A 15399-nucleotide genomic window follows, 5' to 3' on the forward strand; every position below is an offset into this window, starting at 1 on the left:
ACCCCCTCCTTTAATCGCGTAATGCTCTTCCAGTTAAGTGCAGGAACACATCTTCTAATGTCGGGGACTTTACATGCAGTGAGCGTAAAGCAATCCCGTATTCTTCCGTCATGGAAATAATTTCCGAAAACAGATTGACTTCCTTTGGTGTAATTAATGTAATCTCATCCCCCTCAACATGAACCTTCGTAATAGATTCATGTCCCTTTAACTGTGCAATAAACTTACTATTCCAACGATCAGCCTGAATGGAAATCGTATTTTCTGAGGAAAGAATCTGCTTAATTTCCTCTTTGGTACCAGAAGCAATTAAATTCCCCTGGTCCATAATGTAAATACGATCACACAGATAATCGACTTCTTCCATGTAATGACTTGTATAGACGACCGTCATTTGGTGCTCCTTGTTCAAACGCTTTACCGTCTCTAAAATATAGCTTCTTGATTGCGGATCAATCCCCACAGTCGGTTCATCCATAATTAGGATTTGGGGATTATGAAGCATCGCAACTCCGATGTTCAAGCGTCTTTTCATTCCACCTGAAAAAGAATCCACAAGTGCTTTTCTTTTCTCTGTTAAACCAATCAGCTCTAAAATTTCATTGACACGCTGTTTTAATTTTGATCCTTTCAATCGATAGATTCTCCCAAAGAAAAGCAGATTTTCCTCCGTTGACAGCTGCGGGTATAGCGCAATTTCCTGGGGGACAACCCCGATGGCTTTCCGTAACGGAGCAGGCTTTTTGATAACAGACTCTTTTAAAAAACGCACGTCTCCCTGTGTTGGTTCAATTAACGTAGAAAGTATAGAGATCGCCGTTGACTTTCCAGCTCCATTCGGCCCGAGCAACCCAACAATCTCCCCTTGTTCGATAAACATATTTAATGACTTTACTGCTTCTATTTTTTTAAAACGCTTTGAAATATCAACTAATTCCAGCACGATATTCCCTCCTTCTGAGAATCTACTTATATTTTATCGTCTTTTGAAACAAAGAAACACTACCTCTCGTCACTAATCACTCTGAAAAAAAGTGACTCCAGTCATTTTTTTGAGATAATAGAATAGAAAAACAGCAGAGCTGAAAAATCAGTTCTGCTGCTTTAAAGTTTATAATGCTTTTTCATTCTTAGTTTGCCGCTGCGCCCAAACCAAAGTAATAACAGATACCAGTGCAATACTGAACAGAAAAATTAAAATTCCCATCTGCTGCTCGTAAACCGGGTCGAACGGTAAAAAGCCTATATAGAATTCATCCGGCATCTGGAGATCAACCGGAATACAGACTTTTAATGATTCCAGAAATACAGCGGGATCATTGTAAGTTTGATAAATACCTGTACTTGCTAATAATCCATAAAAACAATATGGCAGAAAAGCAGAAATTTGTATCGCCATTGCATACCATCTGACACGATTATCCAGCCAATAATAGAAAAATGCAGACCAGAAATTTAAGGCTGCTATAAATAAACCCAGCATAAAGAAATGATTCCAATATAACTCCATACGGGCAATGTCAAACATAAATGGCATATGATAGCTGTAAAAAAAGACAGTCAGTATTATAATAGCTGTTGCCGGTTTTCTGAGGTAATCAAGCATTCTCGGCATCCAGCTTATTTTTTGGCTGATCCACGATTTCGGTCTCCAGCCAATAACCAGCAGTGGTGCTGCCACAAACAGCAAACCGACAATTTGATACATATGCGCCTGCAGTGTCAGTCTGCCAATAATATTCAGCGGACTTCCTGCAGCTAAAAATAGAATAATCATACCCAATAGGAAAGAAATTGTATGTATCGCCTTGACTTTCCCCTTGGAAGGAATCATAAAAAAGTAACAAATAATAATAAATGCACAAAATAAGAAGATTCCGCCGTTCCACAGTGTAGAAAAATGAAATTCATCTAAAAATATTTCAATCATAAATCCTTCACCAAACTTCAATTAAGATTACTTCAACCTTGAACTACTCGTTATTAAAATCTCAAAGTGGTTCGAATTTCCGATGACAGTATAAGTCAACTTCATTCTCATCAGAGCTTAAGACCGGGACGAACCGCCGCAAAACAATCATTGGCAAAACACCCGGCCATCTTGTTCGCTAATACAGAAGGATGGTGCGAAACCCGCTGTACCCTCAACGCTAATGTTCCATGTTTCATTATAAAATATGTAACACCTGTCTTCAGCAGTGAAATGGTACAATTTCTTGACATTCTCTTTCAGGAGATGTCATGTGTTACTGCATAAATAGCAAGCTGCGTCCGATCTCTCTGACCTGTCTTTTGAAGAATAACAGAAATATGATTTTTAACAGTTCCTATGGATAGATACAGCTCCGCAGCGATTTCTTTATTCGTTTTCCCCTGTCCAATTCGTTTTATAATCGCCCTTTCTCTTTCCGTAAGATCAACATGCGGGGCAGCAGCTGCTTTTTTAGATTGCTTCAATAATCTCGGCATTACTTTTGCTGTTACTTCGTCATGCAGCACTACGCCGCCCTTCATCACACTGTAAACAGCTTCAATAAGCTTTTTTCCGTCAGAGGTTTTCAATAAGAATCCGCTTGCTCCTTCATTAAGTGCTTCCAGTGCATATTCATCATCGTTAAAGGTGGTTAAGATTAAAATAGCTGTTTCCGGCCACTGATCTTTTATTTTTCTCGTTGCTTCAATTCCATTCATATCCGGCATACGGATATCCATAAAAATAACGTCAACTCGATGAGCTGCCATCTTCTCTATTGCCTCTAATCCATTACTTGCTTCACAGCTCACACGGATTTCGTTATCCTGTTCGAGAATCATTCGCAATCCTTGCCGTACAATCTCCTGATCTTCTACAAGCATAACGTGAAACATCCATTATCCTCTCCTTTCACTGTATGTTAACTGGGAACCCTGCCTGATAAAACAAATTTATCCGGCAATTGAATGATCTCCAATTTGCCATCTTGTTCATCAATACGGCTCCGCATATTTGTCAGGCCAAATCCCGGTTCAAAAGCCTTCACCTCATAAATTGCATTCGTTATTTCAAATTGAATTGCTCCATCTGCAGATTTGCTTAATGTCACATGGACTTCACGACTGTTTGCGTGACGCATAGCATTGGTAATCCCCTCTTGAATAACTCTGTAAAGAAGTACACTTTTGACATTCGATATTGGCACAGATAATACACCGTTTTTCATTGAGAAATGTACATTCAAATGACTTTCACTTTCTAATTTTCGAATTAGATAGACTACGGTTGCTATTCCTTCCGTTTCCTCCTCTTTTAATGCTTTTACAGCGTCTCGTGTTTCCTGTAAGCTTCTATTCGCTAACCCCTTCATTTGTCCTAATTCTAAATCTGGATATTTTATAGACAGCATCTCTATTTGCATGATTAATGCCGTTAAATGATGTCCGACAGAATCATGCATATCTCGGGCAATACGTGTTCTTTCTTCTATCTTGGCATTTTCTTCAGCTGTTAGATGGAGCCGTTTCAGCTGCCGATAGGAATCACTTAGCTTATCGTATAAATTTTTATAATATTGGTCTTTACTCCATTGTTTATGCAGGAGAAAGCTTAATGCAAAAATAAAAATACTTCCCAGAAACAGGGCGTAGGAAATGGATGGAATAAATGAAAATAACAGACAGATAATAATGGCGCCTGATAAAAGGATATAGTAAGCATTTGTATGTAGCTGCCTGGCGGCTAATAATAAAAGGAACCATGCTAAACCAGCGGAAAATACAACATTTTCTGAGAAAAAGAATCCAGCACATAATATAATAATAATATTTCCGAATAATAAATACAGCCTTTTTATACGGAACGACAGCAGGAAAAACATAGCCAGGCTCAGCGCAAACAAAAAGAAATGAAAAGCAATGAACTTACTGCTGAATAGGAGCAAGCCAATCCATAATATTGAAAAAAGCACAAATTGCTGCCAGAATAGTTTCATTATATCTCCTCTCAATAAGACTTTATATCATCTAAGTAGTTTGTTATGACACGCCAGGATTCTATTTTCTCTTCGAACGTTTTATTGTACTTCCCTGGAACTGGACTTGTGGAAGGGAGCTTGATAACATCGATTTCCTGCTGCAGCAGTGGAGTAATAAACTTCTTATACATTTGATAAGCTTTCGTTCCATTGCAGGAAATAAGCTGGATGGTTGGATATTCTTTTAAAAGACCGGCAATATCGTTAGGCTCTTCTTCTTCAATATGCATATCCAGGCTCCCCTGCCGGTAACAGTATCCGATTGTATCCCATAATGCTATGTGATTTTTCTTGATCAGGCGGATTTTTTCAGCATACGTTTCGGCTGGCTTCTCCTCTAAAATACGATACATGATTGGCCAGAAATGATTTCTGGGATTCCCATAATACTCCTGCTCCTCCAGCGATTTTTTACTTGGCATGGAACCGACAATAAGAACTCTTGGCCCGTTGCCGATAACAGGTGCAAATGATTGAAGCTTATCCATGATGCCCCTCCTTACTAATATTTAGCAATAAAACCCGTTTTTTTGCAGAACTGATTTCTACAGCTCTACATTTTTAATAAACTTAGCTGGATTTCCTCCATAGATAACATTCGCAGGCACGTCCTTGGTCACGACGGAACCGGAAGCAATGATCGTGTTATCTCCAATTGTTACACCAGGATTAATGATTGCTCCGCCGCCAATCCATACATTATCACCTATAGTTACCGCTTTACCAAGTTCTATTCCAGAATTGCGTTCTTCAGGGTGAATAGGATGGGTAGCTGTATAAATATGTACTCCTGGTGCAAGCATGCAATTATCGCCAATACGAATCGGGCAGACATCCAGCATGACACAATTAAAATTTGCATAAAAATTCTCGCCAACATGAATATTATGGCCATAATCACAGTGAAAATCAGGTTCAATAAAAAGTGATTCTCCAGTTGATCCAAATATTTCTTTCAGACAGCTTGTGCGTCTGACAGTGTCCTCCTCTGTAAGGCCATTATAATAACGCATCATTTTCCTGACATAGAGCCGATCTTTTACAAGCTCGTCATCTCCCGGATTATATAATTCTCCTGCCTGCATTTTCTCTTTTTCTATCGACATTATATCTCCTCCTTCATCTTATTTTTATTTTGTTTCTGTTCGCGGTTTTTCCACCAGCGAATTACCCTTTTTATCTTACCGGAAATAAACGTATACAGTTTTTTAAATTCAGGACCAAAGAATATCCAAAAAAGGATATACAGATATCCTAATAAAAGAAAAACGCCAATACCGTTTCTTCCTCTGGCCTGCTGCCATATATAAGCTATTTCATTCATACCCTCCGGACGATTAATACTATATAAAAAACTCACAAGCGGCAATAAAAGAGATAAAATAATAGCTAAAACCGCCAATACTTCATAACGCCTTCTCCCCCATTGAACGATACCAACCAGCAATGCTGCTAAAATGATAAATCCATAGATAAATAGCGTACCATTTGACAAATCAGTCATTCCTGTGCTTCCTCCTTCGTCGTTTACATAAAAAAGATATACTCTGATTTTAGCTCAGGTTGCTCTCAAATGCTAGCAATCCAATGCACTGCCTGTCAGTTATTATCATTTTCATTTTTCATCTCATCCGTTTAGTTTTGCTCATGATACATATTGATACAAGTACCATTCATAACAATATAGAGTAGATTATTTTTTTACAAGGAGGAAATAATGACCGAGAACAATCAAAATCCTCATCAAAGAAGACAGATTCCTGTTCGAAAAACAGCTGCATCAACAGGAAACAAACATCCCGTTCGTCAACCTGAGCAAAAGAATAATCCTGAATCATTGTATTCACAAACGGTTGGTAAGGAAGGTCCAATACTGGAGCAAGATAGTATTTTGCATGAATCACTGGAAACACTTGTTCACTCGAAGATTGTGGAACGGCCTTTACATGTGAAAGGAACTGGGGCTTTCGGTTATTTCGAAACATTGAACAGTATGAGCGAATACACCAAGCTTCCCTTTCTGCAGCAGGCTGGTACAACCGTTCCTGTCGCAGTCCGCTTTTCGCTCGGAGCGAGCAATAAAGGCACTCCGGACACGTTACGAAACGTGCGTGGATTTTCAACGAAGTTCTATACAGACGATGGAATCTTCGACCTTATTTGCAACCACATCCCCATCTTTTCATTACGCGATCCAAGGCGTTTTGCAGAAAGTGTGGAAGTAATGTCGCCCTCACCGAAGAACAATTTAATGGATCCCAACCGGGTTTGGGAATTTGTCGCCACCGCTCCAGAATCCATTAATTTTTTCGTCCAGCTTTATTCTGATCATGGTACAATCAAAAGTCTGCGGCGGATTCCGGGCCACAGTGTCAGTACGTACGTATGGCGAAATGCGCAAGGAAAGCGCGATTACATTAAATACCTCTGGGTTCCATTTGATGGTGTGGAATATATTACAAATGAGGAGGCTGAGAAGCTTGCAGCGATGAACCCAGACTATGCTGCTGAAGATCTCTTCCAGACAATTGCGGGAGACGAATCCGTAGAATATGGGCTGTACGTTCAAATTTTGGACTCGGAGGATACAGAAAAACTGCCATTCGATCCGCTTGATGATACAAAAGTGTGGGATGAGGAAATATTGCCTTTCCACCCTGTTGGAAAGATGGTACTCAACCGCAATCCCGACAATTACATGGAACAAGTAGAAAAGATTGCTTTTTCACCCTCAAATTTATTGGATGGAGCAGAGTTGTCATTTGATAAGATATTACAAGGGCGGTCAAATATTTATTGGGACTCCCAGCGTTATCGGATTGGTCCGCAATTCCGTAAAGTGCCAATAAATGATCAGAAACATTGGCAGCCAGATGATTTGCAGACAAGTGGAGAAGGAGAATTTGTAGAAGGGAGACTCGTTCGTTCAGATATACCAAAAGCAAAGCAGGATGATTTTTCACAGGCTGGAGAATTCTATCAGTCATTATCACAAACAGGAAAATCTCATCTTGTTTCGAATCTTGTGGCCGGCCTGACAGGTATACACAGGGATTTACAAGCGAAGGTAATCAAATATCTATCTCTTGCTTCCCCTGAGCTGGGTAAACGTGTATCGAATGGACTGCGCCAGTAATAGAAAAACTACTGATTTTGCTGGAGAAAATCAGTAGTTTTTCTTATTATTTACACTTTTCTATTATGCTTCTTTTGCCAGTTCTCCTGTTTCCGTTTTACGACGGGGTGTCATGTTAAAAATAATATTTAAAACAATCGCTGTAACACTTCCCGCTACAATACCGTTACTCGTTAAAATCTGTAATGAAGATGGCAGTATATCAAACAATTCCGGCACAACGGTAACACCTAGTCCCATACCGACTGAGCATGCAATAATCATCGAATTCTCCGTTGACTCTGAAATGACTGCACCAAGCATTTTAATCCCCTGAGCCACAACCATTCCAAACATCGCCAGCATCGCTCCGCCTAATACCGAAGTCGGAATAATTGTTGTAACAGCAGCAATTTTAGGAATGAATCCTAATACAACCAGCATAGAGCCCGTGATAACAATCACACTGCGTTTCTTTACGCCGGTCATCTGCATAAGACCAACATTTTGAGAAAAAGCAGTATATTGAAATGCGTTGAAAATTCCTCCGAGTAAAATTGCCAGTCCTTCTGCACGATACCCTCTGGATAAATCTTTTTCCGTTAATTTTTGCTTCGTAATATCGCCTAAGGCAAAATAAACACCTGTTGATTCTACGAGAGATACCATTGCTACTAAAATCATTGTAATAATCGCTGACCATTCAAATGTCGGTGTTCCAAAGTAGAACGGATGAACCATATGGAAATAAGAAGCCTCCGCAACAGCTGAAAAATCAACTCTTCCCATCAATCCGGCAGCAATCGTCCCAGCGCCTAAACCGATTAAGATAGAGATAGATTTCACAAACCCTGTTGTAAACCGGTACATTAGAATGATAAATAATAATGTTCCAAACCCGAGTGCGATATTAGCAAATGACCCGAAATCCGCTGCTCCTTCTCCGCCGCCTAAATTATTTATTGCTACAGGAATCAGCGTAATTCCAATAATCGTTACAACGGATCCCGTTACTACCGGCGGGAAGAAGCGGACAAGCTTACCAAAGAATCCGCTTATCAAGAATACAAATAATCCAGATACAATAATTGCGCCATAGATAGCGGAAATACCGTACTGTCCGCCAATAGCAATCATTGGTGCAACAGCGGTAAAGGTACATCCCAATACAACTGGCAATCCGATTCCAATATACTTGCTGTTCATAACCTGAAGAAGCGTTGCTATACCGCACATCAGAATATCAATAGCTACCAGATACGTTAATTGCTCTGTAGTCAACCCTAACTCAGCTCCGACAATAAGCGGTACTAAAATAGCTCCGGCATACATTGCTAATAGGTGCTGTAAACCCAATGCCGCCATTTTCATTACTGACGAGCCTCCTCTTTAAAAGCCACTTGCTTATTTTCAAGGGACTCGATAATAGCCAATGATTCTACAGTCATTCCCTTTTCGCGAAGCGCCTGCCCGCCTTCCTGGAATCCTTTTTCTATAACAATTCCGATACCGGCAACAGCTGCTTTTGCCTGCTCAGCAATATCTATTAATCCAAGCGCTGCCTGTCCATTGGCTAAGAAATCATCAATAATCAGCAGGTTATCTCCCTCTTTAATAAAATCATGAGAGACAGAAACCTTACTGGTTGTCTGCTTTGTAAAGGAATAAACCTCTGCTGTCAGAAGATTATCCGTTAAAGTCAATGATTGCCGTTTTCTTGCAAAAATTACAGGAACACCAAGCTCCAGGCCTGCCATTGCTGCAGGAGCAATACCTGATGATTCCAGTGTAAGAATTTTTGTTATTTTTTTATCCCGAAATCGATTCGCGAATTCCTTCCCAATTTCTTTCATTAATACAGGGTCTATCTGATGGTTTAAAAAGGCATCCACTTTTAACACCGCATCTGATAAGACTTTTCCTTCTGCTACAATTTTTTCCTTCAGTAAATCCATGAATGATTCCTCCTAAAATATAAAAAAGCCCGAAAATCTACCTATAGGAAAAGTAGATTTTCGAGCATCTTGTCGAATAATCAAGAAAGCAAGTATTGTCTATTGACAAAATACACGCTTTTTATACTTTTCCATAGTCGGTCTATTTACGGTAAACCGGTAGAAACTTGCAGGCCTTATCCCCGCGATTATATGAAAAATATGCGTTTTGGATTGAATTAAAATTTAAAGAATGCTTTTAGTATAGCACGTACATTCACAAAAACAAGGATTAGGAAAAAATTAAAATCTTTCAAATAATTTCGATAAAACTTTTTAGTTTTTTTATTTATGTTGCCATTCCAGAAATTCAATCCTGTTACCAAATGGATCATTTATATAGAATCTTTTGGTATTTGGAAGTTTACTATCCCATTTTGTCGAAATGCCTGTACCTTCTAAATATGTTTGCAATCTATCGATTCCTGATACCTCAAATGCCGGATGTGCTTTTTTCAAGGGAGTAAATGGTTCTTCAATTCCTATATGGAGGGCTATTTCTCCATTTCTGAACCAGACACCTCCATTTGGTTTTAACGCCTCCGGTTTTTCTTGTTCCTCAAAGCCTAAGATATCTCTGTAAAACTTCCTCGCTGTCTCTTCAGAATCTTTTGGTGCAGATAACTGAACATGGTCAATTTTTTCTAATTGAAATGTCATATTAATTCTCCTTCCTGAAACAGTATTCTTATATTAAGCATAGCAGGAATCAGGAAGAAGGAAAAATCGTATTTTATTATCTGTTTCTATTTGTTTTAGTTATATTATATACTTGTATAGCCGCCGTCAACCAGCAGACTGGAACCTGTAATAAAGGAAGCTTCATCACTTGCCAGGAATAGAACAGCATTTGCGACTTCCTCCGGTTTTCCAAGACGGCCAATCGGATGGAGATTTATCAATTCCTGTTTTGCTTCATCCGGAGCATCTTTTAGTAACGGTGTATCAATATAGCCCGGATTTACATTATTCACCCGGATTCCTTTAGCTGCATATTCCGCTGTTGCCGTTTGTGTTAACAGCTTCACGCCGCCCTTTGCAGCAGCATAGGCGCTCACACCTGCTTTGCCGACAAAACCGTGAATGGAGTCATTATTTACAATTGCTCCGCCGCTTTCTTGTTTCAGCATTTGTTCAATTGCATACTTGTTCGTTAAAAATACACCCGTTAAATTTACATCAATCACTTTTTGCCAGGCTTCCAGAGACAATTCATGCAGAATGGTACTGTTGCCGATTCCGGCATTTGCAAATACCACATCTAAGCGGCCATATTTAGCAACTGTTTCATGTACTAATTTTTTGACGTCCTCTTCGTTTGTCACATCGGTTTTGATAAAAGCAGCTTCTAAACCTTTTTGATTAAGTTTGTCCGCCAGTTCTTTTCCTTTTTCCGACATATCGGAAATTACCACCTTAGCACCCTGCTCAGCAAATTTTACAGCAGTTGCCTCTCCAATACCACTTGCTGCTCCAGTTACAATTACTATTTTTTCATCAAATCGACTTGCCATTTCCATTACTCCCTTTCTGTTCTACAGCTAAAATTCATTAAGCAGTAGTTTTCCCAACTTAGAAAAAGTATACACATTACTATGCTTAAAATATAAAAATCCCGATAACGGTTAACGCTATCGGGATTGAGTATAAACTATGTATACAGGCCACATTTGCCGTACCATGCAATAAAAAGTTTTAAACCACCACTTCGCAAAGTGGGTGTCCGCAGAAACCTTCCTGTCTTCCATTCCTTTATGACGGCTCGACATTTCAATTTCGATGTAAAACTCCCTATTCCAACATTAGAGGTTAAAACTTTTATTGATACGAACAATGTAGCTTGTAATTAATATAATACGCCTTTTTTATAAAATACGCAATGATAAGGACAGCCTAATTTTTTCTTTTTAAAAAGTTAAGAAGTACTATTCACACGTTCTCATTTCCTGATAGATATTCCTACAATCTCTCCTTAGGATAAAAACAGCTTAGTTGATCCGCGGCCTGACTTTCTACTAGTACCTGTCTTCGGATAACTGCGGCGTGTACTTGCTTTTGAAGCGAGCCACCTTTCCAAAAAGTGTTCGGCATTTCCGTCCTGCTGGGCTTCCAACGCCTTCATCAAAATGGAGGCAGAAGCCTTCGCATCCTCCAATGCATGATGGTGAATTAATGGAATATCATGATATGCAGCGACGGTATGCAAACGATGGTTTTCCAGGTATGGCCATACACGCTGCGAAATTTTCACAGTGCATAAAGAAGTATAATCCGGATGTACTAAATCATATTTTAATAAAGATTGACGCAATACACTCATATCAAAGCTGGCATTATGCGCGACAATAATATGTCCTTCCAGCATTTCCTGCAGAGTCGGCCATAATTCTTTAAAGCTTGGCGCATCCTGTACATCCTCTTCCTGAATTCCATGAATGCGAATATTCATACTGCGAAAATCACTTAACGGATTTATCAGCGAATAATATTCATCAAAGATTTCGTTCTCATCGAAACGGACAACTCCTATGGAGCAGGCGCTGTTTCTTTTCTCATTCGCTGTTTCAAAATCGATTGCTGCAAACTTCATCGCTTATCAGCTCCTAATCACTTATAAATGCTTTTGCAGGAAGACCATAGTAATTCTTCCCTTTCTTTGTTTTCACCTTAATTTTTGACTGTTTTTCTAAATAAATTAACCGGGTCAATGTTGCCATAAATTGACTTGCAAACGCAAGACTTTTCATCGGACCATATGCTTTGGATGTTAATTTAAAAGCTGTCATTTCCTCATTTTCCATAATCTCTATCAGCTGTTCCATTCTTTTTCCATGACGATTTGAAATATCTGTTATCCGTTCATCCAGATGTTCGATCATATCACCATGACCGGGCAATGCCAGACGTACCGGATATTTCTTCAATATATCCAGTGCATGGAAATAATCATCCAGTGGATTCCGTTCTTCTCCCATCCAAAGTCCAATTACCGGTGAGAGATGATTTAAGACATGATCGCCGATAATCATTATCTCCGTCTCCGTCTGATAGAAGCAATAATGATCAGGAGCATGTCCCGGTGTCCAAATTGCCTGGTAAGAACGATTACCAAGTCTTATCTCCTCATTATCATCAAAAAAAACATCCGGCTCAAATTTATAAATAGAAGATTCATCTTTTATTTTTAAGGGTATCGGCGGTGCTCCATGTTTTTTTATTAAGTCCTTTATCCGATTTTTACGGGCTTTGGCATCTCTTCCCTTACACATTTCTTCGTAACCGCGTTTAGAAACATACACTGGAATTTCATACATTTCCTGGAACCACCGTGCCAGCCCAATATGATCCTCATGTGTATGTGTCAGTACAAGCTTCTCTATTTTATAGCTGCTGAAAACACGTTCCCATAATGCTTTTGTTTCTGGTGCATTAATTCCTGTATCAATCACGGTATAGCCATAATCACCTTTAATTAAATAACTATTTACTTCTCCCATCGCCCCCTTAAAGTGGACAACGAGACGAAAAATGTCATCTGTTATTTGCTCAAGCATGTCAAATCTCTCTTTTCTGTAATCCTTTATACTGATATTCTATCGTTATTTTTAGCATTTGCAAAATTATACAAACTGGCTGGTTAAGATAATTTGGCTAAAGCAGTATAAATCAAGATGCGATAAAGAAATGCCAGCTTTATAATTACATAATCTTATTACTCAACTTTCGCACCTAAAAATAACCATATAAACTGTTCCAGGATGTACATGGTCTCTATTAACATGCTTGCTTTTAGTTAACTCATCTTTTTATTTTTTGAACAGGTTATTGTGTATAGCTTCCGCTCCGGCCAACCACTCCGCTTTCCATGGGGACGGCTTCAGCTAACTTGAAAAGAAACCCGCTTTTCAAGTGGATCTTCAGCTCGCCCTGTTCCCATAGGAGTCTACGTGGTTGGCCTGCGCTCTAATAGGATTCTACAGCGCATGGAAGAAATAATATCCTGATGAAGTTAGATGAAATCATCGTTTTAGCCTAAATAAACAATCATGCTGGTGTTTCAAATGGTTTTTAACAGTTCAAATCATGACAGTATGAATAATTCATATCGAGAATAGCTTTCATGCATCAAAAATAAGGATTGCTGAGCATTTTTTATCATGCAACACGAAAGTTTGTACTGTCGGATCTACCTTTTATTTATTCAGTTATTTCAGTATAGAATATCCTGCCAGCGGAGGCGGACCGTTTTGACTCCTGAGGGATTAGCACCATCTGAAGATCCACTTTTGCCAAGTGATCTTCTTGGCAAAAGTTAGCTGAAGAGCGTGCCCCTAGGAAAGCAAAACGGTCCGCCGTAGCGGTGGCCTTACACTTTACTTTCTATCTTTGTCAACAGATATATAGAAGAAATGATCAACCCCTGTTCCTATAGATAGGAAGTTACTTTTTAGTGTGCGAAAGTTGAGTTAATAAGAAATTTAGTTGGGTTAACAATTTATTCTTAATGTCTCCTATAATCAAACCACTCAATTACCCCCAAGGGATCAAAACAAACAGTATAATTATCAAAACAAACAGACAGCCCATACTTCTCCCTATACCTCTGCAAAGCAGCCTCTAAAAACGCCTCCGTAACCTCTAGATAATTAGCCAATTCATACTTATTTCTCAAATTTAAACGATGCGCCTCTATAATTTTTGCTATAGGAATCGTCTTTTCATAAGCCCAGGATCTGGCCCGCAGCTCTTGTTTCCGATTAACAATTTTGGACTGATCTATTATATCCCCGACAGTAGTGTGGTAGTGGCCTAATTCTTCTGCTAAAACGGAAGCTTTGTCTGCAGAGGTGGTTAAATAATTTTTATTAATCCATATGACATTATCTGCATATAATCCTTTTACATTCTTAACCATAGACTTCTCATAAACTTCTACATTATATTTACTGGCGTGACTTAATAATTTTTCATACATACTATTCCTCATTTCTCTTAGANCGATGCACAAATGTTTTCGATGGGGCGAGTAATCGCAGTCCCAGGACGTGCAAGTGCAGGCGTTGTGACAACGCTTTTCGATGGGGTGAGTAATCGCAACCCCAGGAGTCACGGTTTTAGCCTGCGAACCACTTAGGAGTCTACGTGGTTGGCCTGCGCTCTAATAGGGTTCTACAGCGCATGGAAGAAATAATATCCTGATGAAGTGAGATGAAATCATCGTTTTTTAGCCTAAATAAACAATCATGCTGGTGTTTCAAATGGGTTTTAGCAGTTCAAATCATGACAGCATGAATAATTCATATCGAGAATAGCTTTCATGCACCAAAAATAAGGATTGCTGAGCATGTTTACCATGCAACATAAAAATTTGTTCTGTCAGATCTGCCTTTTTTTGTTCAGTTATTTCAGTATAGAACATCCTGCTAGCGGAGGCGGACCGTTTTGACTCCTGTGAGGAAAGCGGAAAGCGTCGTTTAAAAACGTAACAACTGGACCGAAGCAACTGAGATAAAGGAATCACCGTGAGTTTACGAACGGATGATGACTTATCGTAGGGCGCTTTCGGGAAGTTGTCTAGTTTTTGACGCTTGCAGCTGGACAGGGAATAGCATCATCTGAAGATCCACTTTTGCCAAGTGCTCTTCTTGGCAAAAGTTAGCTGAAGAGCATGTCCCTAGGCAGGCTAAGGTCGCAACGTCCTGGGGTTGCGATTACTCACCCCATCGAAAAGAGTTGTTGCAACGCCTGCATTAGTACGTCCTGTACGTCGAAAGCAAAACGGTCCGCCGCAGCGGTGGCCTTACACGTCACCTTCTTTCTAAATAGAGTTTTTGCTTTGTCAAGAGCTAGATGAAAGGAACGATCAACACCTGTCAATATGATAAGCAAGTTATTTTTAATCTGCTTATATTAGGTTTTAGTTGGACAGGAATATAAAAAAAGTCTTATAATAGTAATTATTATCGAATAATGTTTTTAAATCCGCGAAATTTAAAAGATTTTTAATGAAAGAAATGGCTTCAAGCATTCAGACACTTGTTGCTATTTTTATTTTTACATCAGAGAAGGATTAATTTTTAATAAAATAATTTATTCAATATTGAAAGTAAATAAAGGTGATTACATGGCAAAAGATGAAAATGTCAGCATTACAGATATTATAGAAAAAGTAAAAGAATATTTATCTGATGAAGATGTTGCTTTAATTGAACGCGCTTATGAATTTGCGAAAGAGGCTCATAAAGATCAATTTCGTAAATCTGGCGAACCGTATATTATT

General features: G+C 39.0%; 15 protein-coding genes, 1 other RNA gene and 1 riboswitch. Of the genes, 1 reads left to right on the forward strand and 15 read right to left on the reverse strand.

The features are described 5' to 3' along the window. Positions 1 to 10 precede the first annotated feature (10 nt). The 7 genes from BN1068_RS13540 to BN1068_RS13570 form a co-directional block, all read right to left on the reverse strand. Positions 11 to 943, reverse strand: a complete 933-nt coding sequence (locus tag BN1068_RS13540; RefSeq protein WP_077603380.1) for an ABC transporter ATP-binding protein — start codon at positions 941 to 943, stop codon at positions 11 to 13. A gap of 168 nt (positions 944 to 1111) precedes the next feature. Further along, entirely contained in the window at positions 1112 to 1930 is an 819-nt protein-coding gene (locus BN1068_RS13545; protein WP_077603381.1) for a cytochrome c oxidase assembly protein, read from the reverse strand. A gap of 299 nt (positions 1931 to 2229) precedes the next feature. Next, a complete protein-coding gene (locus BN1068_RS13550; RefSeq protein ID WP_077603382.1) occupies positions 2230 to 2868 on the reverse strand; it encodes a response regulator transcription factor in 639 nt (212 codons plus the stop codon). A gap of 26 nt (positions 2869 to 2894) precedes the next feature. After that, positions 2895 to 3968, reverse strand: coding sequence for a sensor histidine kinase (locus tag BN1068_RS13555; protein ID WP_077603383.1), 1074 nt, complete (start codon positions 3966 to 3968; stop codon positions 2895 to 2897). Between the two features lie 11 nt (positions 3969 to 3979). Beyond that, the gene (locus BN1068_RS13560; RefSeq protein WP_175637146.1) at positions 3980 to 4498 is read right to left on the reverse strand and encodes a DNA-deoxyinosine glycosylase; all 519 of its coding nucleotides are present in this window, start codon (positions 4496 to 4498) and stop codon (positions 3980 to 3982) included. A gap of 57 nt (positions 4499 to 4555) precedes the next feature. Beyond that, on the reverse strand, positions 4556 to 5116 hold the full coding sequence (locus tag BN1068_RS13565; protein WP_077603385.1) for a maltose acetyltransferase domain-containing protein: 561 nt from the start codon (positions 5114 to 5116) through the stop codon (positions 4556 to 4558). Beyond that, the gene (locus BN1068_RS13570; protein ID WP_077603386.1) at positions 5116 to 5514 is read right to left on the reverse strand and encodes a hypothetical protein; all 399 of its coding nucleotides are present in this window, start codon (positions 5512 to 5514) and stop codon (positions 5116 to 5118) included. The genes BN1068_RS13565 and BN1068_RS13570 overlap by 1 nt, the downstream gene beginning before the upstream one ends. Positions 5515 to 5727: 213 nt before the next feature. On the opposite strand from BN1068_RS13570, the gene BN1068_RS13575 reads away from it, so the two are divergent. Then, the gene (locus tag BN1068_RS13575) at positions 5728 to 7146 is read left to right on the forward strand and encodes a catalase (protein WP_077603387.1); all 1419 of its coding nucleotides are present in this window, start codon (positions 5728 to 5730) and stop codon (positions 7144 to 7146) included. 63 nt (positions 7147 to 7209) lie between these two features. Here the strand turns inward: BN1068_RS13575 and BN1068_RS13580 are convergent, their stop codons facing one another. The 8 genes from BN1068_RS13580 to BN1068_RS13615 all read right to left on the reverse strand — a co-directional run bounded on the left by BN1068_RS13580 (position 7210) and on the right by BN1068_RS13615 (position 14094). Beyond that, positions 7210 to 8496 carry a nucleobase:cation symporter-2 family protein gene (locus BN1068_RS13580; RefSeq protein WP_077603388.1) on the reverse strand — a complete coding sequence of 429 codons (1287 nt, stop codon included), beginning with the start codon at positions 8494 to 8496 and terminating at the stop codon, positions 7210 to 7212. Beyond that, entirely contained in the window at positions 8496 to 9080 is a 585-nt protein-coding gene (locus tag BN1068_RS13585; protein WP_077603389.1) for a xanthine phosphoribosyltransferase, read from the reverse strand. The genes BN1068_RS13580 and BN1068_RS13585 overlap by 1 nt, the downstream gene beginning before the upstream one ends. A 114-nt stretch (positions 9081 to 9194) precedes the next feature. Next, a riboswitch (purine riboswitch) is annotated at positions 9195 to 9296 on the reverse strand. Between the two features lie 108 nt (positions 9297 to 9404). Beyond that, positions 9405 to 9779, reverse strand: coding sequence for a VOC family protein (locus tag BN1068_RS13590; protein ID WP_077603390.1), 375 nt, complete (start codon positions 9777 to 9779; stop codon positions 9405 to 9407). A gap of 104 nt (positions 9780 to 9883) precedes the next feature. Next, positions 9884 to 10633, reverse strand: coding sequence for an SDR family NAD(P)-dependent oxidoreductase (locus BN1068_RS13595; RefSeq protein WP_077603391.1), 750 nt, complete (start codon positions 10631 to 10633; stop codon positions 9884 to 9886). Positions 10634 to 10776: 143 nt separating this feature from the next. Continuing rightward, positions 10777 to 10964: non-coding RNA, 6S RNA (gene ssrS, locus BN1068_RS13600), on the reverse strand. A gap of 127 nt (positions 10965 to 11091) precedes the next feature. Then, positions 11092 to 11709, reverse strand: coding sequence for a 3'-5' exonuclease (locus BN1068_RS13605; protein ID WP_077603392.1), 618 nt, complete (start codon positions 11707 to 11709; stop codon positions 11092 to 11094). Between the two features lie 13 nt (positions 11710 to 11722). After that, a complete protein-coding gene (locus BN1068_RS13610; protein WP_077603393.1) occupies positions 11723 to 12673 on the reverse strand; it encodes an MBL fold metallo-hydrolase in 951 nt (316 codons plus the stop codon). 947 nt (positions 12674 to 13620) lie between these two features. After that, on the reverse strand, positions 13621 to 14094 hold the full coding sequence (locus BN1068_RS13615) for an ImmA/IrrE family metallo-endopeptidase (RefSeq protein ID WP_077601560.1): 474 nt from the start codon (positions 14092 to 14094) through the stop codon (positions 13621 to 13623). Positions 14095 to 15399 lie beyond the last annotated feature (1305 nt).

This window comes from Oceanobacillus sojae, assembly GCF_900162665.1.
In the GTDB taxonomy this organism is placed as follows: domain Bacteria; phylum Bacillota; class Bacilli; order Bacillales; family Amphibacillaceae; genus Oceanobacillus; species Oceanobacillus sojae_A.

Bases quoted from the DNA above. Each gene is read 5' to 3' on its own strand.
- BN1068_RS13565 (WP_077603385.1), bottom strand. From the start codon at position 5,116: ATGTCGATAGAAAAAGAGAAAATGCAGGCAGGAGAATTATATAATCCG.
- BN1068_RS13610 (WP_077603393.1), bottom strand. From the start codon at position 12,673: ATGCTTGAGCAAATAACAGATGACATTTTTCGTCTCGTTGTCCACTTT.
- BN1068_RS13605 (WP_077603392.1), bottom strand. From the start codon at position 11,709: ATGAAGTTTGCAGCAATCGATTTTGAAACAGCGAATGAGAAAAGAAAC.
- BN1068_RS13580 (WP_077603388.1), bottom strand. From the start codon at position 8,496: ATGAAAATGGCGGCATTGGGTTTACAGCACCTATTAGCAATGTATGCC.
- BN1068_RS13595 (WP_077603391.1), bottom strand. From the start codon at position 10,633: ATGGCAAGTCGATTTGATGAAAAAATAGTAATTGTAACTGGAGCAGCA.
- BN1068_RS13590 (WP_077603390.1), bottom strand. From the start codon at position 9,779: ATGACATTTCAATTAGAAAAAATTGACCATGTTCAGTTATCTGCACCA.
- BN1068_RS13615 (WP_077601560.1), bottom strand. From the start codon at position 14,094: ATGTATGAAAAATTATTAAGTCACGCCAGTAAATATAATGTAGAAGTT.
- BN1068_RS13555 (WP_077603383.1), bottom strand. From the start codon at position 3,968: ATGAAACTATTCTGGCAGCAATTTGTGCTTTTTTCAATATTATGGATT.
- BN1068_RS13575 (WP_077603387.1), top strand. From the start codon at position 5,728: ATGACCGAGAACAATCAAAATCCTCATCAAAGAAGACAGATTCCTGTT.
- BN1068_RS13570 (WP_077603386.1), bottom strand. From the start codon at position 5,514: ATGACTGATTTGTCAAATGGTACGCTATTTATCTATGGATTTATCATT.
- BN1068_RS13585 (WP_077603389.1), bottom strand. From the start codon at position 9,080: ATGGATTTACTGAAGGAAAAAATTGTAGCAGAAGGAAAAGTCTTATCA.
- BN1068_RS13550 (WP_077603382.1), bottom strand. From the start codon at position 2,868: ATGTTTCACGTTATGCTTGTAGAAGATCAGGAGATTGTACGGCAAGGA.
- BN1068_RS13560 (WP_175637146.1), bottom strand. From the start codon at position 4,498: ATGGATAAGCTTCAATCATTTGCACCTGTTATCGGCAACGGGCCAAGA.
- BN1068_RS13545 (WP_077603381.1), bottom strand. From the start codon at position 1,930: ATGATTGAAATATTTTTAGATGAATTTCATTTTTCTACACTGTGGAAC.